19 protein-coding genes are annotated in these 23,868 nt (G+C 68.6%); 8 read left to right on the forward strand and 11 right to left on the reverse strand.

Annotation, left to right across the window (positions count from 1 at the left end; all coding sequences use genetic code 11):
• Positions 1–220: 220 nt before the first annotated feature.
• The 5 genes from QWG60_RS05140 (at position 221) to QWG60_RS05160 (ending at position 6,247) form a co-directional block, all read left to right on the forward strand.
• Positions 221–1,336, forward strand: a complete 1,116-nt coding sequence (locus QWG60_RS05140) for an aldose epimerase family protein (protein WP_246124658.1) — start codon at positions 221–223, stop codon at positions 1,334–1,336.
• Between the two features lie 324 nt (positions 1,337–1,660).
• Complete coding sequence (locus QWG60_RS05145) at positions 1,661–2,653, forward strand: arabinose ABC transporter substrate-binding protein (protein ID WP_046079041.1); 993 nt, start codon at positions 1,661–1,663, stop codon at positions 2,651–2,653.
• A gap of 58 nt (positions 2,654–2,711) precedes the next feature.
• On the forward strand, positions 2,712–4,205 hold the full coding sequence (gene araG, locus QWG60_RS05150; RefSeq protein ID WP_146908359.1) for an L-arabinose ABC transporter ATP-binding protein AraG: 1,494 nt from the start codon (positions 2,712–2,714) through the stop codon (positions 4,203–4,205).
• A 44-nt stretch (positions 4,206–4,249) separates the two neighbouring features.
• Entirely contained in the window at positions 4,250–5,263 is a 1,014-nt protein-coding gene (gene araH / locus QWG60_RS05155; protein WP_035592935.1) for an L-arabinose ABC transporter permease AraH, read from the forward strand.
• Positions 5,264–5,326: 63 nt separating this feature from the next.
• A complete protein-coding gene (locus QWG60_RS05160; protein ID WP_146908362.1) occupies positions 5,327–6,247 on the forward strand; it encodes an SMP-30/gluconolactonase/LRE family protein in 921 nt (306 codons plus the stop codon).
• 112 nt (positions 6,248–6,359) lie between these two features.
• On the opposite strand, the gene QWG60_RS05165 is transcribed toward QWG60_RS05160, so the two are convergent.
• The 7 genes from QWG60_RS05165 to QWG60_RS05195 all read right to left on the reverse strand — a co-directional run bounded on the left by QWG60_RS05165 (position 6,360) and on the right by QWG60_RS05195 (position 14,304).
• Positions 6,360–7,523 carry a fumarylacetoacetate hydrolase family protein gene (locus QWG60_RS05165; protein WP_290130930.1) on the reverse strand — a complete coding sequence of 388 codons (1,164 nt, stop codon included), beginning with the start codon at positions 7,521–7,523 and terminating at the stop codon, positions 6,360–6,362.
• A gap of 10 nt (positions 7,524–7,533) precedes the next feature.
• Positions 7,534–9,111 (reverse strand): aldehyde dehydrogenase (NADP(+)), encoded by a 1,578-nt coding sequence (locus tag QWG60_RS05170; protein WP_290130931.1) that lies wholly within the window; start codon positions 9,109–9,111, stop codon positions 7,534–7,536.
• A 14-nt stretch (positions 9,112–9,125) separates the two neighbouring features.
• Positions 9,126–10,112: an AraD1 family protein gene (gene araD1, locus QWG60_RS05175; protein WP_146910395.1), complete on the reverse strand. Its 987-nt coding sequence runs from the start codon at positions 10,110–10,112 to the stop codon at positions 9,126–9,128.
• Positions 10,113–10,251: 139 nt separating this feature from the next.
• Positions 10,252–11,211, reverse strand: coding sequence for a glycoside hydrolase family 43 protein (locus tag QWG60_RS05180; RefSeq protein ID WP_146910394.1), 960 nt, complete (start codon positions 11,209–11,211; stop codon positions 10,252–10,254).
• A gap of 97 nt (positions 11,212–11,308) precedes the next feature.
• Positions 11,309–12,610, reverse strand: coding sequence for a TRAP transporter large permease (locus QWG60_RS05185; protein WP_046079897.1), 1,302 nt, complete (start codon positions 12,608–12,610; stop codon positions 11,309–11,311).
• Entirely contained in the window at positions 12,610–13,188 is a 579-nt protein-coding gene (locus tag QWG60_RS05190) for a TRAP transporter small permease subunit (RefSeq protein ID WP_107181626.1), read from the reverse strand. The genes QWG60_RS05185 and QWG60_RS05190 overlap by 1 nt, the downstream gene beginning before the upstream one ends.
• A 93-nt stretch (positions 13,189–13,281) precedes the next feature.
• Positions 13,282–14,304, reverse strand: coding sequence for a TRAP transporter substrate-binding protein (locus QWG60_RS05195; RefSeq protein ID WP_146910390.1), 1,023 nt, complete (start codon positions 14,302–14,304; stop codon positions 13,282–13,284).
• A gap of 230 nt (positions 14,305–14,534) precedes the next feature.
• Here QWG60_RS05195 and QWG60_RS05200 point away from each other — a divergent pair, with 230 nt between their 5' ends.
• Positions 14,535–16,280, forward strand: a complete 1,746-nt coding sequence (locus QWG60_RS05200; protein ID WP_046079900.1) for an IlvD/Edd family dehydratase — start codon at positions 14,535–14,537, stop codon at positions 16,278–16,280.
• Positions 16,281–16,294: 14 nt separating this feature from the next.
• Complete coding sequence (locus QWG60_RS05205; protein WP_290130932.1) at positions 16,295–18,100, forward strand: IlvD/Edd family dehydratase; 1,806 nt, start codon at positions 16,295–16,297, stop codon at positions 18,098–18,100.
• 77 nt (positions 18,101–18,177) lie between these two features.
• Here the strand turns inward: QWG60_RS05205 and QWG60_RS05210 are convergent, their stop codons facing one another.
• The 4 genes from QWG60_RS05210 to QWG60_RS05225 all read right to left on the reverse strand — a co-directional run bounded on the left by QWG60_RS05210 (position 18,178) and on the right by QWG60_RS05225 (position 21,589).
• Entirely contained in the window at positions 18,178–18,945 is a 768-nt protein-coding gene (locus QWG60_RS05210; RefSeq protein WP_035594095.1) for a FadR/GntR family transcriptional regulator, read from the reverse strand.
• A gap of 71 nt (positions 18,946–19,016) precedes the next feature.
• Positions 19,017–19,751, reverse strand: coding sequence for a glutamine amidotransferase (locus tag QWG60_RS05215; RefSeq protein WP_146910320.1), 735 nt, complete (start codon positions 19,749–19,751; stop codon positions 19,017–19,019).
• Between the two features lie 2 nt (positions 19,752–19,753).
• Positions 19,754–20,914 (reverse strand): acetylornithine deacetylase, encoded by a 1,161-nt coding sequence (gene argE / locus QWG60_RS05220; RefSeq protein ID WP_146910323.1) that lies wholly within the window; start codon positions 20,912–20,914, stop codon positions 19,754–19,756.
• A gap of 108 nt (positions 20,915–21,022) precedes the next feature.
• Positions 21,023–21,589, reverse strand: a complete 567-nt coding sequence (locus QWG60_RS05225; protein ID WP_173835007.1) for an antibiotic biosynthesis monooxygenase — start codon at positions 21,587–21,589, stop codon at positions 21,023–21,025.
• Between the two features lie 410 nt (positions 21,590–21,999).
• On the opposite strand from QWG60_RS05225, the gene QWG60_RS05230 reads away from it, so the two are divergent.
• Entirely contained in the window at positions 22,000–23,691 is a 1,692-nt protein-coding gene (locus QWG60_RS05230) for an SWIM zinc finger family protein (protein ID WP_290130933.1), read from the forward strand.
• Positions 23,692–23,868 lie beyond the last annotated feature (177 nt).

Below are 23,868 nucleotides of genomic sequence, written 5' to 3' on the forward strand. Positions count from 1 at the left end.
GTCGGTCGGCCTTGCCTAGGGTGGCATCGAGGAGCGCCTCCTGCGTCTCCCCGCTGCGGTCGAGACCCGTTCTACCGCAATGTGCCGATCCTGATAAAGGGGACTTTCCGCTATGTTCGACGCGACACGATGCCGGGCCTTCGTCGGGGCCGCCGGCTTGCTCATGATCGGTCATGGTGCCGCCATGGCCGACGAATCATCTCAACGAAGTGGGGAGAACATGCCGGATCATCAGCAGAAAAAGGGCGTTGAGGCCTCGTCGTTCGGCGCCTTGCCCGACGGCCGAGAGGTCACCCTGTATCGCCTCTCCAACGACCGCGGTCTGACGGTCGAGGTCATGAACTACGGCGGCATCATCGTGTCACTGCGGGCGCCGGATCGGGAAGGCAAGGTCGAGGACATCGTGCTCGGCTTCGATCGCCTGGATGGCTACCTGTCCGACGCCTATCGGCAGTTGAACCCCTATTTCGGCGCGCTGATCGGCCGCTATGGCAACCGCATCGACCAGGGGCGATTCACCCTGAACGGGGTGACTCACCAGCTGGCCACCAACGATGGGGACAATCACCTGCACGGCGGCCGGCAGGGCTTCGATCGCCGGCTGTGGGACGCCGAACCGTTCAGCGGCGAAGACGGCGAGGGCGTGATCCTGCGCACTGTCAGCGCGGACGGCGAGGAGGGCTACCCCGGGCGGCTCGATGCGACGGTCAGCTATACCCTGACCGACGCCAACGCCCTGGAGGTCCGCTATCGCGCCGAGACCGACCGGCCGACGCCGGTCAATCTGACACAGCACAGCTACTTCAATCTCGCCAGCGAGGGCGACCCCAGCATCCTCGATCACGAGCTGACGATCCACGGCGATGCCTTCACCCCGGTCGACGCGACGCTGATCCCCACCGGCGAGATCCGCGACGTGGCGGACACGCCCTTCGACTTCCGCGGGCCGACGCCGATCGGCGCGCGCATCGGTGACGACCATCGCCAGCTCGAACGCGGCGGCGGCTACGATCACAACTTCGTGCTGGCCATGGACAGCGCTCCGCTGGAGGCACCGCGGCGCGCGGCCCGGGTCGTCGATCCCGGCAGCGGCCGCGTGCTCGAGATCGCCACTACCGAGCCCGGCCTGCAGTTCTATTCGGGAAATTTCCTCGACGGCAGCGTAACCGGCAAGGGCGGCGAGCCCTACGGCAAGCGTTCCGGCTTCGCGCTGGAGACCCAGCACTTTCCCGACTCGCCCAATCAGCCGGGTTTCCCCTCGACGATCCTCGAGCCCGGCGAGACCTATCGCTCCTTGACGGTCTATCGCTTCTCGACCGACGCCGACGACGGCTGAGATGAGCGCTGAGCAAGACCTGTGACGCCGCCCTCGATGGGGCGGCGTTTTTCGTCCAAGGCCCCGGCACGGCGGCGCGACAGCAACTTTAGTCGTGGTGGCCGTTGTGCGACGACGGCGGTCGGTCGGCCTGCAAGGGTGCTTCTTCTCGTCGTGATAGCAAAGCGCATATCAATCGTACGGCGTTTGCGTATTAGAAGGTTATGCCGGGCGCTGGCTAGGGTGAACAGCGTCTTTCGACCGACTCGATATCCCACGACAACGCTCTCCAGCGACAGCCACTTCCAACAACAATGACCCCGGCAGGGGCGAAAGGAGCACGGCATGACTCTCACGTCTCGATTCGCACGTCTGGCCCTCGGCGGCGCCATCGCCATGGCAGGTTTCACCGGTGCCCAGGCCCAGGACGACGTCACCATGGGCTTCATCGTCAAGAAGCCCGAACAGGCCTGGTTCATCAACGAGCAGCAGGCCGCCACCGCCGTCGGCGAGGAGCAGGGCTTCGAGGTGGTGCGCCTGGCCGGCGAGGACGGCCAGCAGGTGCTCAGCGCCATCGACAACCTCAACTCCCAGGGCGCCCAGGGCTTCGTGATCTGCCCGCCGGACGTGCGCCTGGGGCCGGCGATCATGAACCGTGCCGAGCAGTACGGCATGAAGGTGGTCACCGTGGACGACCGCTTCGTCGGCCCCGACGGTGAGCCCATGGAGGGCGTGCCGCACCTGGGCATGTCCGGCTACAAGATCGGTCAGCAGGTGGGCGATGCCATCGCCGCCGAGATGGAGGCGCGCGGCTGGGACCCGGAGGAGGTCGCCGCGCTGCGCATCACCAACTACGAGCTGCCTACCGCCAAGGAGCGCACCGACGGCGCCACCGATGCGCTGCTCGAGTCGGGCTTCAACGAGGACAACATCTTCGACGCCCCCCAGCAGAACACCGACACCAGCAGCGCCTTCTCGGCGGCCTCGCCGGTGTTCGCCAAGCGCGGCGACTTCGAGCACTGGGTGATCTACGCCCTCAACGAGGAGAGCGTGCTGGGCGGCGTGCGCGCCAGCGAGCAGTACGGCCTGGGCGCCGAGGACGTGATCGGCGTGGGCATCAACGGCTCCGGCGCGGCCTTCGCCGAGTTCTCGCGCGAGACGCCCACCGGCTTCCACGGCACCGTGGCGGTGAGCTCCACCATGCACGGCCGTCAGACCGCGGAGAACCTCTATGCCTGGATCACCGAGGACGAGAAGCCCCAGGCCAACACCGTGACCTCCGGCACCCTGATGACCCGCGACAACTGGCAGGACGTGCGCGATGAGCTCGGCCTCTGAATCCGCCCGCCCGGACCGTGAAGGCCCGGGATCGTTCATCGTGCAGGAGTCCGCTGCCATGACAGACCCGTATCTGCGCTTCGATGGCATCAGCGTCGAGTTTCCCGGCGTGCGTGCGCTGGACGGGGTGAGCTTCGCCGCCCACGCCGGCCAGGTGCACGCCCTGATGGGCGAGAACGGCGCCGGCAAGTCGACCCTGCTCAAGGTGCTCAGTGGCGTCAATCGCGTCACCGAGGGCGCCCTGTGGCTGGGCGGCGAATGTCACGTCTTCGCCAATGCCCGTCAGGCCCTGCGCCAGGGCATCGCCATCATCTATCAGGAGCTGACGCTGTCGCCGAACCTGTCGGTGGCCGAGAACCTGCTGCTCGGCCAGCTGCCGGCCCGGCGCGGCTTCGTCGACCGCCGCCGGATGCGCGACGAGGCGCTGCGCATCCTGCGCGATCTCGGCGAGGACGAGATCCACCCGTCGACCAAGGTCCGCGACCTGTCCATCGGCCAGCAGCAGATGATCGAGATCGGTCGCGCCCTGCTGCGCGACGCCAAGGTGATCGCCTTCGACGAGCCGACCAGTTCGCTGTCGGTGCAGGAGACCCGCCAGCTCAAGCGTATCGTCCAGCGGCTGCGCGACGAGGGCCGGGTGGTGCTCTACGTGACCCACCGCATGGAGGAGGTGTTCGAGATGTGCGATGCCGTCACGGTATTCCGCGACGGTCAGCATATCCGCACCCACGACAGCCTCGAGGCACTCGACCACGACACCCTGGTCAGCGAGATGGTCGGCCGTGACATCGACGACGTCTATGGCTACCGCGCCCGGGAGGCCGGCGAGGAGCTGATGGCCATCGACGCCATCGACGGCAAGGGGCTGAGCGAGCCGGTCAGCTTCAGCGTCCGTCGCGGCGAGGTGTTCGGCCTGTTCGGCCTGGTCGGCGCCGGGCGCAGCGAGCTGATGCGGCTGGTGTGCGGCGTCGAGCGCCAGAAGTCCGGCGAGGTGCGCTTCGCCGGCCAGCCCAGGCATTTTCGCACTCCCGGCGAGGCGATCCGCGCCGGCATCGCCATGTGCCCGGAGGATCGCAAGTCCCAGGGCATCTTTCCCATCGCCAGCGTCACCGACAACCTCAACGTCAGCTGTCGGCGCTTCTACAAGCGCTGGGGACTGTTCCGCCAGCCGTCGCGGGAGCTGGCCAATACCCGCGAGTACATCGACCGGCTGAGCATCAAGACCCCGGGGCCGCGCACCCGTATCAGCACGCTGTCCGGCGGCAACCAGCAGAAGGTGATCCTGGCCCGCTGGCTGTCCGAGGAGATCGAGCTGTTCGTGATGGACGAGCCGACCCGCGGCATCGACGTCGGCGCCCGGCGCGACATCTACACCCTGCTCTATGACCTGGCCGACCAGGGCAAGAGCGTGGTGGTGATCTCCAGCGACCTGGCCGAGGTCAGCTCGATCTGCGACCGCATCGGGGTGATGCGCGACGGCGCCCTGGTCGACGTGGTGGCACGCGACGAGGCCACGCCGGAGCGCCTGCTGGGCCTGGCGCTGCCGGCCTGATGCCTGCAATGACTTCTGAACGACAAGACACGAGAGAAACCGCTATGACGACGCAAAAGATCGCGCAGGGCGAGGGCGACGCCCCGGCGCGTCCCCAGGGCCGCCAGGGGCTGACCAAGCCGCTGCGCACCCTGCTCGACACCTCGGGGCTGATCGCCATCTTCGCCGTGCTGTTCGTGGCGCTGTCGGTGTTCATCCCCGACTTCCTCACCGGCCGCAACATGGTCGGCCTGCTGCTCTCGGTGACGCTGATCGGCACCATCGCCACCACCATGATGCTGGTGCTGGCGCTGGGCGAGGTCGACCTCTCGGTGGCCTCCATCGTGGCCTTCGCCGGGGTGGTCGCCGCCGTGGCCACCTCGGCCTCGGGCAGCGTGATCATCGGCGTGCTGGGCGGCGTGGTCGCCGGCGGCGCGGTGGGGGCCTTCAACGGCTTCGTGGTGGCGCGCTTCGGCATCAACTCGCTGATCGCCACCCTGGCGGCCATGGAGTTCGTGCGTGGCCTGGCCTACATCACCTCCGGCGGCGACGCGGTGATGATCACCGTGCCGGCCTTCTTCGAGCTGGGCAGCGCCTCCTTCCTGGGGCTGACCCTGCCGGTGTGGACCATGATCGCCTGCTTCGTGATCTTCGGCGTGCTGCTCAACATGACCGCCTTCGGCCGCAACGTGCTGGCCACCGGCGGCAACGCCGAGGCCGCGGCCCTGGCCGGGGTCAACGTGCGGCGGTTGAAGATCATCGTGTTCGGCCTGCAGGGCGTGGTCGCCGGCATCGCCGGGGTGCTGCTGACCTCGCGCATGGGCCTCGGCGATCCCAACACCTCCCAGGGCCTGGAGCTTGCCGTGATCTCGGCCTGCGTGCTGGGCGGGGTGGCGCTGTCCGGCGGCATCGCCTCGATCACCGGGGTACTGGTGGGCGTGATGATCATGGGCTGCGTGCAGAACGCCATGGGCCTGCTCAACGTGCCGACCTTCTATCAGTACCTGGTGCGCGGCGCCATCCTGCTGCTGGCGGTGATGTTCGACCGCTGGAAGCAGACCCGCCGACAGCGCGCCTGACCCGCCGCGGCCCCGTCGTCCGGCGGGGCCGCGCTTCGCTGACTCTCGAGCACGGAGAACCCCATGGTCGATGCCTCGACACTGGAATGCGTCTGGGCCGGTCGCGCCCGGCTCGGCGAGGGGCCGCTGTGGTGCCCCGAGCGCGGCGACGCCGGCCGGCTGCTGTTCGTCGACATCCTCGGCGCCCGGCTGCTGGCCTTCGACCCGGCCCGCGGTGAGACCCGCGTCTGGCCGCTGGACGAGGCCTGCTGCTGGCTGGCGCCCCGCGACGACGGTGACGGCTTCATCGCCGGGCTGCGCTCGCGGCTGGTCCACCTGCGCCTGGAGGCGGGCGGGCCGCGCATCGTCGCCGACTGGCCGACCCCCGACGACGAACCCGCCGGCAACCGCTTCAACGACGCCAAGGTCGACCGCGAAGGTCGGCTGTGGCTCGGCTCCATGGACGACGCCGCCGAGCGTTCCAGCGGTGCGCTCTATCGCCTGGAGGGCCGGACGCTGCGGCGGCTCGATGCGGGCTACCGGGTCGCCAACGGCCCGGCGATCTCGCCCGACGGCCGCACCCTCTATCACAGCGACACCCCGCGGCGGGTGATCCACGCCTTCGACCTGGCGCCCGACGGCAGCCTCGCGAAAAAGCGCGAGCATATCCGCTTCGGCGAGACCCAGGGCTTCCCCGACGGCATGGCCTGCGACGCCGACGGCGGGCTCTGGGTGGCCCACTGGGAGGGCGGGCGCGTCAGCCGCTTCGCCCCCGACGGCCGCCTCGACGAGACGCTGCCGCTGCCGGCCTCGCGGGTCACCTCCTGCGCCTTCGGCGGGCCGGATCTCGACACGCTCTACATCACCACTGCGGCGGAGGCGCGCGACGCCGAGGGCCTGGCCGGCGGACTGTTCCGGGTCCGCCCCGGCGTGCGGGGCCTGGCGCCCACGCCGTTTCGGGTGGAGGCCGATCGCGAATCAGAGGCGTGGCGCGAGAGCGGATAGTCAAAGGTCAGGAAATGACGAGAGGAAAGAAGAAAGGGGCGGCCCGGATGGGCCGCCCCTTTTCATGTGGTGAGAGAGGCCGGGGACCCGCGTGTCCCCGGAGAATACCTCTCTATCTCCGTCTGGCCTGATCCGCCATCCACTGGCGGATGCCGTAGGTCCAGGGCGGCAGCCGGTCCGAGCGGTCGACGCGGTTGACCAGCGCGCCCAGCGAGGGCGTGGCGATGGTCACCGTGTCGCCCAGGTGGTGGGTGAAGCCCTGGCCCTCGCCGTCGCGGTCTTGGATCGGCGAGAACATGGTGCCGAGGAACAGCATGAAGCCGTCCGGGTACTGGTGATGCGCGCCGAGGGTCTGGCGCACCAGGTCCAGCGGATCGCGGCTGATCTCGGCCATGTCGCTGCCGTCTTCCAGCACGAAGCCGTCGTCGGCGCCCTCGATGCGCAGCGACACCCGGGCCCGGCGCACCGTGTCCAGGGTGAAGCGCTCGTCGAACAGGCGAATGAACGGACCGATGGCGCAGGAGGCGTTGTTGTCCTTGGCCTTGCCCAGCAGCAGGGCGCTGCGGCCCTCGACGTCGCGCAGGTTGACGTCATTGCCGAGCGAGGCGCCGCGGGGCCGGCCGGCGGCGTCCACCGCCAGCACGATCTCCGGTTCCGGGTTGTTCCACTCGGAGGCCGGATGCAGCCCCACGCCGCGGCCGAAGCCCACCGCCGACAGCGGCTGCGCCTTGGTGAAGACCTCGGCATCCGGCCCGATGCCGACCTCCATGTACTGGGACCAGGCGCCGCGGGCCTGGAGTTCGGTCTTGAGCGCCATGGCCGCCTCGGAGCCGGGCACGATCTTCGACAGATCGCCGCCGATCACCTGCTTGAGCTCCTCGCGCAGCTCGCCGGCCCGGGCCGGATCGCCGCCGGCCTGCTCCTCGATCACCCGCTCCATCAGGCTGACCGCGAAGGTCACGCCGCAGGCCTTGATCGCCTGGACGTCGCAGGGCGCGAGCAGGTAGGGCGCCTCGGGCGTCTCGTCCAGCGAGCGCGCGAGCAGTTTCTCGACCGGGCCCAGGTCCTCGCCCTCGGCCGTGGCCATCAGCTTGGCGGCGTCGTCGCGCTCGAGCAGGTCGGCCATGCAGGCGACGCTCGCCGAGATGTCGATCACCCGGCCGTCGCGGACGACGACCAGGGCCGGGCCCGGATGGGGCGCATCGCGCCAGACCCGGCCGACCAGCAGCGCCTGGTCGGCATCCTCGGGCAGGGCGAAGGTCATGCTATCGGGCATGGGTATCTCCTCAGGCCTCGCGCTGGCCGTCGACCAGGCGGCTGACGCCGGCCGGGTTGCCGTCGCGCAGCGCCTCGGGCAGCAGGCCCTGGGGCAGGTTCTGGTAGCACACCGGACGCAGGAAGCGATGGATCGCCGCGCTGCCCACCGAGGTGGTGCGCGAGTCCGAAGTGGCGGGGTACGGGCCGCCGTGGACCATGGCATGGCACACCTCGACGCCGGTCGGCCAGCCGTTGGCCATCACCCGGCCGGCGCGGCGTTCGAGCGTCGGCAGCAGCGCGCGGGCGGCGTCCAGGTCGGCGTCGTCCATCTGCAGGGTGGCGGTGAGCTGGCCTTCCAGGGACTCGGCCACGCGTTTGACCTCGTCGAGGTCGGCGCACTCGACCACCAGCGAGGTAGCACCGAAGACCTCGGCCTGCAGCGCCTCGTCGCTCATGAAGTCCTCGGCGGAGGCCACGAACAGCCCGGTCTGGCAGGCGTTGGGGCCGTCGCCGGCGTTGCCGCGGGCGATCTCGCGGGCCTTGCTGCTGGCGACCAGGCCGTCGACGCCCTGCACGTAGGCGTCATGGATGCCCGGGGTCAGCATGGTCTGGGCCGCGGAGCCCTTCACCGCCTCGGCGGCGGACGCCACGAAGGCATCCAGCGCCTCGCCCTTGACGGCGATCACCAGGCCGGGATTGGTGCAGAACTGGCCGGCGCCCATGTTCAGCGAGCCGACGAAGGCCTCGCCCAGCGCCTGGCCACGCGCCTGGAGCGCTTCCGGCAGCAGGAACACCGGGTTGATGGAGCTCATCTCGGCGTAGACCGGGATCGGCTCGGGGCGCTCCTGGGCGGCCTGCATCAGCGCGGTGCCGCCGCCGCGGGAGCCGGTGAAGCCCACGGCCTTGATGCGCGCGTCGCGCACCAGCGCCTGGCCGACCTCGCGGCCGGAGCCGTAGAGCAGCGAGAACACGCCCTCGGGCAGCTCGCATTTGGCCACGGCGCGCTGCACGGCGCGGCCGACCAGCTCGGAGGTGCCGGGGTGGGCGGAGTGGGCCTTGACCACCACCGGGCAGCCGGCGGCCAGCGCCGAGGCGGTGTCGCCGCCGGCCACGGAGAACGCCAGCGGGAAGTTGGAGGCGCCGAACACGGCCACCGGGCCCAGGGCGATGTGGCGCTGGCGCAGGTCGACCCGCGGCATCGGCGCACGCTCGGGCAGGGCCGGATCCAGGCGCACGTCGAGCCACTCGCCGGCGCGCACGACCTTGGCGAACAGGCGCAGCTGGCCGCAGGTGCGGCCGCGCTCGCCTTCCAGGCGGGCCCGCGGCAGGCCGGACTCGGCCATGGCGCGAGTGATCAGCTCATCGCCGATGGCCTCGATCTCGTCGGCCACGGTCTCGAGGAACGCGGCGCGGGCCTCGAGGCCGGTCTCGCGGTAGGCGTCGAAGGCGGCCCAGGCCAGCTCGCAGGCGCGCTCGACCTCGGCCTGGCCACCCCCGGGATAGACCGGGGACAGGGTCTCGCCGGTGGCGGGATCGACGGCCTGGATCGCCTTGCCGTCGCTGAGCACGGCCTGCTGGCCGATCAGTTGCTTGCCTTCCAGTGTCATGGAACCTCCTGGGGTCACAGGGAATGAACGGGGGTGTCGGCGGCGACGTCCTCGAACGCCAGCGGGTTGCGCAGCGTGCGGCCGAAGGCCGGCAGATCGATCTCGAAGCGGTCGCCGTCGCGGGTCTGGACGCCGTCGGCGAAGCTCAGCGTCGCGGTGCCGAAGAAGTGCACGTGGATGTCGCCGGGGCGTCGGAAGCCCGGGTACTTGAAGTGGTGATGCTCGAGGTTGGCGACGGTGTGGGCCATGTTGGCCTCGCCGGTGAGGAAGGGCTTCTCCCACAGGGTCTCGCCGTCGCGCACGATGCGGCTCGTGCCCTCGAGGTGGTCGGGCAGCTCGCCGATCAACAGCTCCGGGCCGAAGCTGCAGTGGCGCAGCTTGGAATGGGCCAGCCACAGGTAGTTGAAGCGCTCGGTGACGTGGTCGGAGAACTCGTTGCCGATGGCGTAGCCGACGCGCCAGGGCTGGCCATCGTCGCCGATCACGTAGAGCCCGGCGAGTTCCGGCTCCTCGCCGGCGTCCTCGGCGAAGGCCGGCACCGGCATCGGCGCCTCGGGGGCCACCACGCAGTCGCCGTCGCCCTTGTAGAACCACTCCGGCTGGGCGCCGGTCTCGCCGGTGGCGGGCTTGCCGCCCTCCACGCCGAGCTTGAACATGCGCATGGAGTCGGTCAGCTCGGACTCGTCGGCCTGGGCCTTGGCGTGCATGGAGGCGCGGGTGTCGGCGCTGCCCAGGTGGGTCAGGCCGGTGCCGGTGACCAGGCAATGGGCCGGATCGTCATGGGTCAGCGGCGGAAGCAGGCGGCGCTCGTCGATCAGCTGGCCGTAGTCGAGGCGCGTCTCGGTCAGCGCCGCCTCGACGACCTCGGCCAGCGGGCGGCCGGCGGCGATGGCGCGCCGGGCCAGGGTGTAGGTGTCGGCCTCGGTCAGGCGGACCCTGTTGTCGTCTTCGACCAGGGCGGCGCGGGCGGCGCCGTCATGAAGGCACTGGATGATGCGCATGGCGTGTGTCCTCGGCTGTCGGGTCGGAGCGGCGAAGCACCGAAGTGGCCCCATCATAGCCCCGGCTCCCGGTGTATGTGCAACATATAATTTTATATGTTGATTCTATTGTGTCGTGATGATGGTGGCTGGCCGTTTCTCACCGGGCCGGCGGCAGGGTGTCCTCGCCGGCGCGGCCGAAGTCCGGGAAGCCTTGCTCGTCCCAGCGGATCGGCTTGACGTAGGTATGGCGGTTGGGGTCCCACAGGGGATCGCCCTGGATGTCGGTGTAGGTCCGGGCGTGATAGACGAGCAGGTCGTTGCCGTCCTCGTCGACCGTGAAGCCGTTGTGGCCGGGGCCGAAGATCTCGTGGGCCGGATCGCTGACCAGGATCGGCGTCGGTGACTTCGACCAGCTCGCGGCGTCCAGCGGGTCGCTGTCGGCATCGGCCCACAGGAGCCCCACGCAGTAGTTCTCGTCGGTGGCGCTGGCCGAGTAGGTCAGCAGCAGCCGGCCGTGGCGCTGCAGCACCGCCGGGCCCTCGTTGACCAGGAAGCCGCGTGTCTCCCAGTCGTATTCCGGCACGCTCAGACTGGTCGGCGTCCCGGCCAGCCGGGTCGGGCCCGCCAGTTCGGCGATGTAGAGGTTCGAGTTGCCGGGAATGGCCGGGTCCTTCTGGGCCCAGACGTAGTAGTTGCGCCCGCGTAGCTGGAAGGTCGTGGCGTCCAGGCAGAAGCTGTCCAGCGGCGTCTCCATCTGCACAGGCTCGCTCCAGTCGCCGGCCAGCGGATCGTCCGCCGCGCAGGTGATGGCGTACATCCGGTGCTGGAAGAGGCCATCGACGATCTCGCGGGACGGCGCGGCGGCGAAGTAGATCACCCACACGCCGTCGACGCGATGCAGCTCGGGGGCCCAGATCAGCGCGCACAGCGGCCCCGTGTCGGGCTTGCGCCATACCGTGGTGGCCGGCGCCTTGGCCAGCCCGGCGATGTCGTCGGCGCGACGAATCTCCAGGCGGTCGTAGTCGGGCACCGAGGCGATGAAGTAGTAGTGGCCGGCGTGCGCGAGGATCCAGGGATCGGCGCGCTGCTCGACGAGGGGCTCGGGCGTCAGTGTCATGGAAGGCTCCTTGGCATGGGCGGACGAGCGGTTGGCGGTCATCACCGGGCCTGTCCGGTGGGGCAGGGCGACGGGCCTCGCCGCCCTGCCGGTGTCGTTACACCAGCCACATGGCGAGGTTCGGCCAGAACAGCAGCGCGAACAGCACGCACAGCTGCAGGGCGATGAAGGGCAGCACCGCGACGAAGATGTCCTTCAGGCTGACCTCCGGCGGCGCCACGCCCTTGAGGTAGAAGGCGGCCGGGCCGAACGGCGGCGACAGGAACGACACCTGCATGTTCACCGCGAACAGGATGCCGAACCAGATCGGGCTGTAGCCCAGCTGCTCGACGATGGGCACGAAGATCGGCAGCGTCAGCATGGCCACGCCGATCCAGTCGAGGAACATGCCCAGCACCAGCAGGATCGCCATCATCACCAGGATGATCACGATCGGCGCCACGTCGAGGCCCATGATCATGCCCGAGATGAAGCGGTTGCCGCCCATCAGGTTGTAGACGCCCACCAGCGCCGCGGCGCCGATGCCGATCCAGATGATCATGCCGCAGGTGGTCAGGGTCTGGCCCAGGCTCTGGTGCAGCGTCTTGACCGAGAACTCGCCGCGGGCGACCACCGCCAGCAGCACGCCGAACACGCCCATGGCCGCCGCCTCGGTGACCGAGGCCACGCCGCCGTAGATCGAGCCCAGCACCAGGCCGGCGATCAGCGCCGGCACGATGATGGCGCGCAGCGCCTGCCAGCGGTTGGCGAAGCCTTCCTCGCGGTCGGCGTCGGTCATCGGCGGCCCCATCGCGGGATTCTTCAGGCAGCGCACCAGCACGTAGCCGATGTAGCTGGCCATCAGGATCACCGCCGGGGTGATGGCCGCGGTGAACAGGTCGGCGATCGACTGGGAGGCGATCAGGCCGTAGATGATCAGCACGATGGACGGCGGCATCATGGTGCCGAGCGCACCGCCGGCGCAGACCACGCCGATGGAGAGGTGCTTGTCGTAGCCCAGGCGCAGCATCTGCGGCAGCGCCAGGATGCCCAGCAGCACGATCTCGCCGCCGATGATCCCTGACAGCGCGGCCAGGAAAAAGGCCACCACGACGGTCTGCACCGCCACGCCGCCGGGCAGGCGGCCGGCGAACACGCGCATGGCGTTGAACAGGTCCTTGGCGATCCCCGATCGGTCCAGTAGCGAGGCCATCAGCACGAACATCGGCACCGCCACCAGGGAGTACTCGGTGACGAAGCCGTAGACCCGGCTGGTGACCAGCGGCAGGGCGTTGGGCCCGAACCAGCCGAAGGTGAAGGCCAATGCCACCAGGCCGGTGATGAAGGCCAGCGGCAGGCCGGTGACCAGCAGGGCGAAGATCAGCCCCACCATCAGCATGGTTCCGGTTGCGATATCCATCAGTCAGCCTCGTGGGAAAGGGTGTCGGGCTTGCGGCGCAGCGAGCGGGACAGGTGCAGCAAGGCCTGCACGCACATGATGGCCAGCGCCAGCAGGATCACGCCCTTCACCAGCGCCGGGAACGGCGGGTTCCAGGAGGTGCCGGAACGCTCCAGCTGCCACTCGCCCAGCGGGTTGTGCGAGGCGGACCAGAACATGGTGAAGGCGGCGTAGCTCATGGCCAGACAGAAGCCGAAGGTCACCAGGTCGTTGAAGCGATCGAGCCACAGCTTGAGGCGCGGTCCGGCGGCATCGTAGAGCACCTTGACGCGGATATGACGATCGCTGGCCAGTGCCGCGGGGCCGCCGAGCGCGAAGCCGACGGCGACCAGCATCACCACGCTCTCGTGGACCCAGGAGGTGGGGGAGCCGAAGCCGTAGCGCATGATGACCTCATAGACGCTGATCGCCATGGCGATGAACACCAGCCAGGCGGCGGCGCGGGCGGCCATGACCACGCCGCGGTCGAAGGCGCCGCGAACCGGGGGCGCGGTGTCGCCTTCGGTCGCGGCGGGGTCGTCGGGAAGGGGGGAAGACATGACTCCTCCGGGGGCGCACGGGGCGCCGTCATGAACGTCGTGGAAGACGGCGGCGTCGAGGCGCCGCCGTCCGGTGTGGCTCGTGAGCGGGGATTACAGCTGGCCGCGGGCCTCGAGGAAGGCGGTGGCCTGGTCGTAGATCTTCTGGGTCATCTCGTTGCGGTCGGCCCACTCGCTCCATTCTTCCTTGGCGGCCTGGCGGAACGCCTTGCGCTCCTCGGCGGACAGGTCGATCGGATGCACGTCCGGATCCTCGTTGAGCGCCTGCAGGGTCTCGATGTCCTGCGCCTTGAGCCGCGCGATCAGGTCATAGGCCATGCCGTCGAAGGCGGTCTCGAGGGTGGTCTGAATGTCCTCGGGCAGGCCGTCCCAGATGTCCTTGTTGATCGACACGGCGATCATCGGCATGGAGTGGAAGCCCGGATACAGCGGATAGGGCGCGAAGGCGTGGATGCCCATGGCGTCGTTGTTGGACAGCACCGTGGAGTCGGCGGCGTCGATCACGCCCTTCTCCAGGCCGGTGTAGACCTCGGAGCCCGGCAGGTTGACCGGGGTGGCGCCGATGCGCTCGAAGATGTTGTAGACCATGCCCTGGGGAGCGCGGATCTTGAGGCCCTGGAAGTCGTCGATGGAATCGACCTCGACGGTGGAGGGAATCGACTCCAGCGGGAAGGTGGCCGCACCGATCAGGTGAGTGCCATAGGGCTCGGCCAGCTCGTTGTAGAGCGCCTCGCCGCCGCCCTGTTTCATGAACTCCAGGAAGTCGTAGGGGTTGCTCCAGGCGCCGACCAGGTTGCCGATCATGCCGAAGGCCGGATCCTGGCCGGAGAAGTAGCTGGGATCGGTCATGTGGCCCTGGAGGATGCCCGAGGAGACCGCCTGCAGGGTCTCGGTGGGGCCGACCACGGCGTTGATCGGCAGCACCTCGATGCTCACGCGGCCATCGGTCATGGTCTCGATTCGCTCGGCCCATTCCTGCTTGATCTGGAAGCTGGGCTCGCCGGCGGTCTCGGAGGCCTGGAACTTCCACTCGTACTCCGCCGCCTGGGCGGAGGACAGGCCGAGCATCAGCGCGGTGCCCGTGAGCAGCAGGCCGGACGTCTTGAGGTTAGGCATCGGAACTCTCCATCGAAGCTGTTGTTGTGTCGCGGCGCTATGTGTGGCGTGCCGTCGCGACGACAAATGTTGTACATAGTCTTAATTTGTTCAACATATACTTTCGTATGTGTCGACTATGAGCCGCCAGGCGGCTACCGTCATGCCATGGCCGCGCCATCCGAGGGACATGCCTCGGAGCAGCGCTCGACACGAGAACAGGCCGCGAGACGCGACGAGGAGAGGCTTCCATGACCGATAACAAGCGCCGGCTGCGCAGCGCCGAATGGTTCGGCAGCGCCGACAAGAACGGCTTCATGTACCGCAGCTGGATGAAGAATCAGGGTATTCCCGACCACGAGTTCCAGGGCAAGCCGATCATCGGCATCTGCAACACCTGGTCGGAGCTGACGCCCTGCAACGCCCACTTCCGCAAGATCGCCGAACACGTCAAGAAGGGCATCCTCGAGGCCGGTGGCTACCCGGTGGAATTCCCGGTGTTCTCCAACGGCGAGTCCAACCTGCGCCCCACGGCGATGTTCACCCGTAACCTGGCGAGCATGGACGTCGAGGAGGCCATCCGCGGCAACCCGATGGACGCCGTGGTGCTGCTGGTCGGCTGCGACAAGACCACCCCGGCGCTGCTGATGGGCGCGGCCAGCTGTGACCTGCCGACCATCGTGGTGACCGGCGGGCCGATGCTCAACGGCAAGCACGAGGGCCAGGACATCGGCTCCGGCACCGTGGTGTGGAAGCTCTCCGAGGAGGTCAAGGCGGGCAAGATCTCGATTCACGACTTCATGGCCGCCGAGGCCGGCATGTCGCGCTCGGCGGGCACCTGCAACACCATGGGCACCGCTTCCACCATGGCCTGCATGGCGGAGTCGCTCGGCACCTCGCTGCCGCACAACGCGGCGATCCCGGCGGTGGATTCGCGCCGCTACGTGCTGGCGCATCTCTCCGGCAATCGCATCGTCGAGATGGTCGACGAGGACCTGAAGCTGTCGAAGGTACTGACCAAGGACGCCTTCGAGAACGCCATCCGCACCAACGCGGCCATCGGCGGCTCCACCAACGCCGTGATTCACCTCAAGGCCATCGCCGGGCGCATGGGCGTCGATCTGGAGATGGATGACTGGACGCGCATCGGCCGCGGCACCCCGACCATCGTCGACCTGCAGCCCTCCGGGCGCTTCCTGATGGAAGAGTTCTACTACGCCGGCGGCCTGCCCGCGGTGCTCAGGCGTCTCGGCGAGGCCGACCGGCTGCCCCACAAGGACGCCCTGACCGTCAACGGCAAGACCCTGTGGGAGAACGTGCAGGACGCGCCGCAGTACAACGACGAGGTGATCCGCCCGCTGGACAACCCGTTGCGCGAGGACGGCGGCATGTGCGTGCTGCGTGGCAACCTGGCCCCGGGCGGCGCGGTGCTCAAGCCCTCGGCGGCGAGCCCCGAGCTGATGCAGCATCGCGGCCGCGCGGTGGTGTTCGAGAACTTCGACGACTACAAGGCGCGCATCAACGACCCGGACCTGGACGTCGATGCCGACAGCATCCTGGTGATGAAGAACTGCGGGCCGCGCGGTTATCACGGCATGGCCGAGGTCGGCAACATGGGCCTGCCGTCCAAGCTGCTGGAGCAGGGCATCACCGACATGGTGCGCATCTCGGATGCCCGCATGAGCGGCACCGCCTACGGCACCGTGGTGCTGCACGTGGCCCCGGAAGCGGCCGCCGGCGGCCCGCTGGCCGCGGTGCGCAACGGCGACTGGATCGAGCTCGACTGCGATAGCGGCCGGCTGCATCTGGAGGTCGACGAGGCCGAACTCGAGGCGCGCCTGGCCGAGAGCGATCCCACCGCGGCATCCAGGGAGATCGCCCGCAGCGGCGGCTACCGCCAGCTCTACATCGAGCACGTGCTGCAGGCCGACGAGGGCTGCGACTTCGACTTCCTGGTCGGTTCGCGGGGCGCCGATGTGCCGCGCCATTCGCACTGAAGGGTGAAGCGGCCATGACGACCCAGCGACCCCGCATGACGCCCGACCAGCTGCGCTCGCGCGACTGGTTCGACAACCCGCACCATCCCGGCACCACCGCGCTGTGCCTGGAGCGCTACATGAACCAGGGCATCACCCTGGAGGAGCTGATCAGCGGCCGGCCGATCATCGGCATCTGCCAGTCGGGATCGGACCTCACGCCCTGCAACCGGCACCACATCGAGCTGGTGAAACGGGTCAAGGACGGCATTCGCGCCGCCGGCGGGGTGCCCTTCGAGTTCCCGCTGCATCCGATCCACGAGAACGTGCGCCGCCCCACCGCGGCGCTGGATCGCAACCTGGCCTACCTGGGCCTGGTCGAGGTGCTGCACGGCTATCCGCTGGACGGCGTGGTGCTGACCACCGGCTGCGACAAGACCACCCCGGCCAGCCTGATGGCCGCGGCCACGGTCAACATCCCGGCCATCGTGCTGTCCGGCGGGCCGATGCTCAACGGCTGGCGCGGCGCCGAGCGCGTCGGCTCCGGCACCGTGGTGTGGGAGATGCGCAAGCGTCTGGCCGCCGGCGACATCGACTACCCCGAGTTCCTGTCGCGGATCGCCGATTCGGCGCCCTCGGTGGGCCACTGCAACACCATGGGCACCGCCTCGACCATGAACTCGCTGGCCGAGGCACTGGGCATGAGCCTGCCCGGCTCGGCGATGATCCCTGGGCCCTACAAGGAGCGCGGCGCGGTGGCCTACCAGACCGGCGAGCGCATCGTCGACATGGTGTGGGACGACCTGCGGCCGAGCGACATCCTGACCCGCGAGGCGTTCGAGAACGCCGTGGTCACCTGCTCGGCGCTGGGCGGCTCGTCCAACGCGCCGATCCACATCAACGCCATCGCCCGCCATGCCGGCGTCGCGTTCGACAACGACGACTGGCAGCGGCTGGGCCACGAGGTGCCGCTGCTGGCCAACGTGATGCCGGCCGGGGCCTATCTCGGCGAGGAGTTCCATCGCGCCGGCGGCGTGCCGGCGGTGATGTTTGAGCTGCTCGAGGCCGGGCGACTCCACGGCGAGGTGGCGACCGTCAACGGCCGCACCCTGGCCGAGAACCTGGCCGGCCGCGAGACCGCCGACGACGAGGTGATCCGCCGCTACGCCAACCCGCTGGTCGAGCACGCCGGCTTCCTCAACCTCAAGGGCAACCTGTTCGATTCGGCGCTGATGAAGACCAGCGTGATCGCCGCGGACTTCCGTGAGCGCTTCCTCAGCGACCCCGAGGACCCCAACGCCTTCGAGGGCAGGGTGGTGGTGTTCGACGGCTCCGAGGACTATCACGCCCGCATCGACGACCCCGCGCTGGAGATCGACGCGCGCACCATCCTGGTGATGCGTGGCGCCGGCCCGGTGGGCCATCCCGGCGGCGCCGAGGTGGTCAACATGCAGCCGCCCGAAGCCCTCATTCGTGCGGGGATCGAATCCCTGCCGTGCCTGGGCGACGGCCGCCAGTCCGGCACCTCGGGTTCGCCGTCGATCCTCAACGCCTCGCCGGAGGCCGCCACCGGCGGGCCGCTGGCGCTGCTCGAGAGCGGCGACCGGCTGCGCGTGGACCTGGGCCGCTGCGAGGTGACGCTGAGGGTCGACGACGCCGAGCTGGCCGCGCGCCGCGAGCGGCTGGAAGCCGAGGGCGGCTATCGCTACCCGGACCACCAGACGCCCTGGCAGGAGATCCAGCGCTCGATGGTCGAGCCGCTGGACCGCGGCATGACCCTGGCGCCGGCGACGAAGTATCGCGACGTGGCCCGGCTCAGCCCGCCGCGGGACAATCACTGACAAAAGAAGAAGGAAGAGGGAAGCAGAAAGAAGGAAGGTACGACGGCCGGCGCTCGGGAGGGCGCCGGCCGTCGTCGTCATGGGGTGTCCCGGCCGAGGGTCAGCTGGCGGCCCAGGGCGCTGTCGCCGGGCTCGATGCCCAGCGCCTCGGCGGTGCCGGCGAGTACCGCCTGGGCGGCAAGGAAGGCGTCCTCGGGGCGGCGGGCGCGGATGCATTCCATCAGCCGGCGATGGCGCTCCAGGCTCTCTTCGGGATCGCTGGCGCTGACGTTGGACGTCTCGATCAGCATGTAGATCGAGGGTCGCAGGATGTGCGAGAGCTGGGCCCAGACGATGTTGTGGGTGGCCTTGAAGATGGCGACGTGGAAGGCGACGTCGTAGTCGCTGTGCAGGCGGCCATCCTGGCCGTCGGGACCGTGCAGGTTCTGACCCATGCCATCGAGGGCCTCCTCGATGGCGACCAGGTCGCGGGCGGTGGCGCGCTTGGCGGCGGTCATCGCCACGTACGGCTCGACGTCGAGGCGGAACGACAGGATCTCCTGCTGGACGCGCGGATTGGGGGCGGCGTAGCGGGTCATCCAGTCGGTGACCTGGGGGTCGAGGATGTTCCACTCGGCGTATTCGCGCACCTTGGAGCCGTGGCCCGAGATGCGTTCGATGATGCCCACGTCCACCAGCTGGCGCAGGTCGCTGCGCACCGCCGAGCGGTTGATGGCGAACTGCTCGCAGAGATCGACCTCCTTGGGCACGAAGTCCCCCGGCTGGTAGCGACCGGAGAAGATGGCCTCGGCCAGGAAGTCGGCCACGCTGGGCCGGGAGGCTGTCTTGCGCTGCTTGTCTTTCACGAGTCCCGCGTCCGCTGAAGTTTCAACATATCGTGTTTTATGTTGCACATTTCGTCAATATGACCTTGGTGTCAGGCCGGCCCGTCGAGATTCGACAGCCGCGTGCAGAAGCGGGCCAGCAGCGAGGTGGCCTCGGGGGTCGGCGACACCGCCGTCAGCAGCGACTCGGGATCGCGCCCCTGTTCGGCCAGCCCGGCGTACTGGTGGCGGAGATAGGCACGCATCACCGCCGGGGTGAACTCGGGATGGAACTGCACGCTCCACTGGTTCGCCCCGTAGCGCAGCGCCTGGAAGGGATCGTGGTCGTTCACGGCCAGCACCTCGGCGCCCGGCGGTGCCTGGAGTACCGACTGGGCGTGGGTCAGCTGGGCGGGAAAGGCCTCGGGCAGGGCGCCCAGCAGGCCGTCGCGCCGGCCGGCCTCGGTCAGTCGCACCTGATGGGTGCCGGTCTCGCGGCCCGCGGGATGATAGCCGCTGTCGCCGCCGAAGGCCGCGGCCATCAGCTGGTGGCCGTAGCAGACGCCGAACATGGCGACGCCGAGCTCGCGGGCCTCGCGCAGCCAGGGCTTGAGCGCCTCGCTCCAGGGCTCGGCGTCGCTGACCATGGCGTGGGAGCCGGTGATCACCAGGGCGTCGTTCGCGGTCAGCGTCGGCAGCGTGCCGTCATGGCGGGCGTCGTACACCTCGAGGGTGAACTCGCCGCAGGCCGGGGCCAGCCGGTCCCGGAACAGCGCCTCGAAGTCGCCATGGTCGCGGACCACGTCGTCGAAGGCGTCGCCGGTCTTGACGATCAGCAGTCGCGGCATGTTCAGGCTTCCTTCTTCTCGAGTCGTTCGCCCAAGGCGCGCATGAAGGCTGAGCCGGCCTCCAGCTGCGCGATCTCCAGGTACTCGTCGGGCTGGTGGGCCTGGCTGATGCTGCCCGGGCCGCAGATCACCGTGGGCAGGCCGGCGCGCTGGAACTGGCCGGCCTCGGTGGCGTAGGCCACGGCCCCGGCAGGCGCCTCGCCCACGAGCTCCCGGCACAGGGAGAGCACCTCGGCGTTGTTGTCGTCGGCCAGCGCCGGCACCGTGACGTTGAGCCGCTCGGTGTGGATGCCGGCGTCCGGGGCGCGCTCGCGCATCTCGGCCTGCAGCCGCTCGGCACAGGCCTCGATGCGGCCGAACAGGTCCTCGAAGCGGTCCGACGGCAGATGGCGGATCTCCCACTCGAAGCTGCACTCCCGGGCCATGATGTTGATGGCGGTGCCGCCCTGGATCTTGCCCACGTGCAGGCTGGAGTGGACCACGTTGAAGGCCTCGTCGACGCGGCCCTCGGCGCGCAGCTCGCTCATCACGTCCTCGATGTAGGTCACCAGCCGGGCGGCGACGTGGATCGCCGAGACGCCCTGGTTGACCTGGCTGGAGTGCGAGGCGCGTCCGGTCACGGTGGTGCGCAGGTTGGTGGCGCCCTTGTGGGCGACCACCGGCTCCATCAGCGTCGGCTCGCCGACGAACACCGCCGCCGGGCGCGGATGATCGGCCATCAGCCGCTCGATCATCCTCGGGGCGCCGACGCAGCCGATCTCCTCGTCGTAGGAGAAGGCCAGATAGATGGGGGCATCCAGCTCGAGCTCGACCCAGCGCGGCACCTCGGCCAGGGCGCAGGCGATGAAGGCCTTCATGTCGCAGGTGCCGCGGCCGTAGAGGCGGCCGTCGCCCTTGTCGGTCAGGGTGAAGGGATCGGTCGACCAGGGCTGGCCGTCCACCGGCACCACGTCGGTATGGCCGGAGAGCACCACGCCGCCCTCGACCTCGGGGCCGATGCGGGCCAGCAGGTTGGCCTTGGCGCCGTCGTCGCTGTCGACGCGCCAGTGCTCGACGCCGTGGTCGTTGAGCCAGGCCTCGATGAAGGCGATCAGGTCCAGGTTGGAGTCGCGGGACACGGTGGGAAAGCCCACCAGTCTCTCGAGGAACTGGGCGGCGGTCATGGTCGGCTCCGAAGCAGGGTGACGTCGCCGCCTAGCCTATCATGCCGCCCGGCCCGGAGGGATGGGCCCGGCGGCATGAGTGAAGGCAGGAAAGAGGCGCTGCGTCGTTCAGGTCGAGCGGCGGCGGAGCCGGGGCACACGCAGCGGCTCGCCGCGCAGCCAGGGGCCCAGCAGCCGCGTGGAAAGCGGGATGAACAGGAACACCATCACCGGGGTCAGCATCAGGGTGCTGGCCAGCACCTTCGGCACCAGCGGCAGCGTGGCCAGGGCGTCGCCGAACAGGATCTGGAAGGCCAGCGAGACCGGAAAGAACGCCAGCCAGATGGCGATGGCCTGTTTCCAGCGCGGCGGCGCGGGGCTGCCGGTTTGCTGGAACCAGCGGTCCAGGCCGGTGGCGCGGTGCTCGTGGGGCGCGTCGAAGAGCCCCTGGCCACGGGCCAGCCAGGCCCGGCGCGAGGCGGAATGCTCCCAGATCGCCAGGGTCTCGGCGTCGCGGAAGCGGAAGATGATCTGGTACTCGTCGTCGCCGGGCGGCGGTGCCAGCACGCCGGAACCGAGGTAGCCGCCGAAGTCGGAGGCCAGCTCGCGGCCCTCCTCGAGCCAGCGCATGAAGTCGCGATAGCGGCCACTGGCCACGCGGCGCGCCACCATCAGAGTGACGGGATCAGAGGACATGGTGGTTCTCCTGATGAACTCGTTGGCCCGGGTAAGGGCCGCCGAAGAAACGGCGGATCGGGTACATCCGCTGCCGGGAGAATCATATGCCATTCCGGATGAAATGGACAGATCATGTGGGTTTTGAGCTCGTTGCCAGCATGATGGTCTATTTTGGGGCGATAAAAGGGGGCGGCTAGAGAATTTGCACCATGCTGGTGCCGTTCACTCCCGCTCGCTTCGGACGACGCTCCGAGCTCGATGATTGCGTCGGAGCCATGCCTGTCGCGGCGGTCATGGCAGCCGCCAGGACGATGGCTACCCGAAGCGGCATGGCTTAGCATCGATGGCACGAATTATCGGGCAGTTCAGCAGGGCGTTCATCGATGTCAACAACGCGGGTTGATTCGGCACTCCTTTCCGATCGGCAATTGATCCGGCTCGCCGGCGAGGCCGCCTTCGGCCGTGGCGTAGCGTATTACCACGAGGGCATGGTGGTCGGCTGGCACCAAAGTGGCACCACTATCACCGCCGACGTGGAGGGCGGCGAGCGCTATCGCGTGGTGCTGGAGTTGAGTGCCCAGGGCCTGGATGGCAGCTGCGACTGCCCGGCGTCCCAGGGCATCGACTTCTGCAAGCATTGCGTGGCAGTAGCGCTGTCGTACCGGACGAATGAAGCCGAGCAGGCGCGGCTGACGGAAGGCGATGCGACGGATAGGATCCACGCCTATCTGCAGCAGATGGACAAGTCGTCGCTGATCGAGGCGCTCCAGTCGCTGATCGAGCATGACCCGATATTGCGCCAGCAGTGGTCGCTGCGGGCCGATGCGGTGCTCGGCGTGCTGGATATCAAGACGTTGAAGAAACGCATCACGGCGGCATTTCCCGTCAACCGTGACCTGTACCGTTACGAGCAGGTGAATGCCTATTTTGCCCGGGCGGAGGCTGTCGTCGAACAGCTCGCCGAACAGGCGCCACAACTGCCGGCGGATCAGTGCCTGACGCTGGTGGACTACGCGCTGTCGCGCATGGCCCGGGCGCTGGAAACCGTCGACGACTCGGGCGGCTTTCGCTTCCACTGTGAGCATATCCTGCATGACCTGCATGTCAGGACCGTCCGGCGCCTCGACTGGTCGCCCGGGCAGCTGGCCGCGTACCTCTACGACAAGGCCTTCGGCGGCAGCGAGGACAGCTATCCGCCGATTCCCGATGCCTACGCCGAGGCGCTGGGCGAGGCGGGTATGGCGGCCTATCACGCCTGCCTGCAGCGGGCCTGGGACGATCTGCCGGCCTTGCCGAAAGAGTCCGGATGGATGGTGAAGTATCGCTATATTCGCCTGCGCGCCCCCTTGCTCAAGCTTGCCGAGGCCGACGGCGACCTGCCGGCCATGCTGGCGTTGTACGAGAAAACTGCTAGCGATGAGAAGGACTGCCTGGACGCCGCGAAAGCATGCATTGCCCATGAGGCCTGGGATCAGCTGGAGACCTGGCTGGCACGGGCGAAGCGGGCGACTTCCCAGCAGAATCCCCACCAGCAGGTGGAACGTCAGCGGCTTGAGGTGCGCCTGTACCTGCAGCGTGGAGAGGGGGAGGCCGCCGCGGCGCTGCTATGGGACATCTATCAGCATACGCGGCAGCTGGAGGATTATCGTCGGCTGGTGACCCTGGCCGACGATCGGCAGCTGGCGACCGATTACCGCCGGTGTGCCCACGACTGGCTGGTGGAGGGGCTCGACGAGGAGTCTCAACGTCCTTTCGGCTGGGGCCCGCGGATGGTCGACAGCCTGCTGGAAGTCTATCTGTTCGAAGGGCGCCTGGATGAGGCCCGGGCGCTTTGTGCCGAGCGGGCGGTCATGCCCGCGCTGCTGCACCAGCTGGCACAGGCAACGAAGGAGCTCGACGAGAGCCTGCCGCTGTACCTGCGCCTGGTTCGCCACGAGGTGCAAAAGACCAACAACCAGGCCTACCGGGATGGTATCGCCCTGTTGCAGGAGCTGGATGGCCGGCTCGACTCCGCATCACAGCGCGAGACGTTCCAGGACGCGTTGATCCAGCTGCGAACCGAGTTCAAGCCCAAGCGCAACTTCATCAAGTGGTTGAAAGAGGCTTTTCCCGAGCCGTAGATCGATACGCCGGCGTGACATGTTCAAGAAACGATGTCCTTTCGACACGTTTTGGGAATTTGTCGATGGCATCAACATGTCTCCATGACATGTTTAAATATCCCACTTTTATCGACACGTTGCCTGGATATGTCGATGCCATCGACATAAGCTGGCGACGTGTCGATCTTTCAGGGA

Origin of the sequence: Halomonas halophila (assembly GCF_030406665.1) — a bacterium.
Taxonomy (GTDB): Bacteria; Pseudomonadota; Gammaproteobacteria; order Pseudomonadales; family Halomonadaceae; genus Halomonas; species Halomonas halophila.

Coding starts and splice junctions, on each gene's coding strand:
- QWG60_RS05205 (WP_290130932.1), top strand. CDS start 16,295: ATGACGACCCAGCGACCCCGCATGACGCCCGACCAGCTGCGCTCGCGC.
- QWG60_RS05170 (WP_290130931.1), bottom strand. CDS start 9,111: ATGACACTGGAAGGCAAGCAACTGATCGGCCAGCAGGCCGTGCTCAGC.
- QWG60_RS05160 (WP_146908362.1), top strand. CDS start 5,327: ATGGTCGATGCCTCGACACTGGAATGCGTCTGGGCCGGTCGCGCCCGG.
- QWG60_RS05200 (WP_046079900.1), top strand. CDS start 14,535: ATGACCGATAACAAGCGCCGGCTGCGCAGCGCCGAATGGTTCGGCAGC.
- araD1 (WP_146910395.1), bottom strand. CDS start 10,112: ATGCGCATCATCCAGTGCCTTCATGACGGCGCCGCCCGCGCCGCCCTG.
- QWG60_RS05165 (WP_290130930.1), bottom strand. CDS start 7,523: ATGCCCGATAGCATGACCTTCGCCCTGCCCGAGGATGCCGACCAGGCG.
- QWG60_RS05225 (WP_173835007.1), bottom strand. CDS start 21,589: ATGTCCTCTGATCCCGTCACTCTGATGGTGGCGCGCCGCGTGGCCAGT.
- QWG60_RS05190 (WP_107181626.1), bottom strand. CDS start 13,188: ATGTCTTCCCCCCTTCCCGACGACCCCGCCGCGACCGAAGGCGACACC.
- QWG60_RS05145 (WP_046079041.1), top strand. CDS start 1,661: ATGACTCTCACGTCTCGATTCGCACGTCTGGCCCTCGGCGGCGCCATC.
- QWG60_RS05180 (WP_146910394.1), bottom strand. CDS start 11,211: ATGACACTGACGCCCGAGCCCCTCGTCGAGCAGCGCGCCGATCCCTGG.
- araH (WP_035592935.1), top strand. CDS start 4,250: ATGACGACGCAAAAGATCGCGCAGGGCGAGGGCGACGCCCCGGCGCGT.
- QWG60_RS05215 (WP_146910320.1), bottom strand. CDS start 19,751: ATGCCGCGACTGCTGATCGTCAAGACCGGCGACGCCTTCGACGACGTG.
- araG (WP_146908359.1), top strand. CDS start 2,712: ATGACAGACCCGTATCTGCGCTTCGATGGCATCAGCGTCGAGTTTCCC.
- QWG60_RS05140 (WP_246124658.1), top strand. CDS start 221: ATGCCGGATCATCAGCAGAAAAAGGGCGTTGAGGCCTCGTCGTTCGGC.
- argE (WP_146910323.1), bottom strand. CDS start 20,914: ATGACCGCCGCCCAGTTCCTCGAGAGACTGGTGGGCTTTCCCACCGTG.
- QWG60_RS05185 (WP_046079897.1), bottom strand. CDS start 12,610: ATGGATATCGCAACCGGAACCATGCTGATGGTGGGGCTGATCTTCGCC.
- QWG60_RS05195 (WP_146910390.1), bottom strand. CDS start 14,304: ATGCCTAACCTCAAGACGTCCGGCCTGCTGCTCACGGGCACCGCGCTG.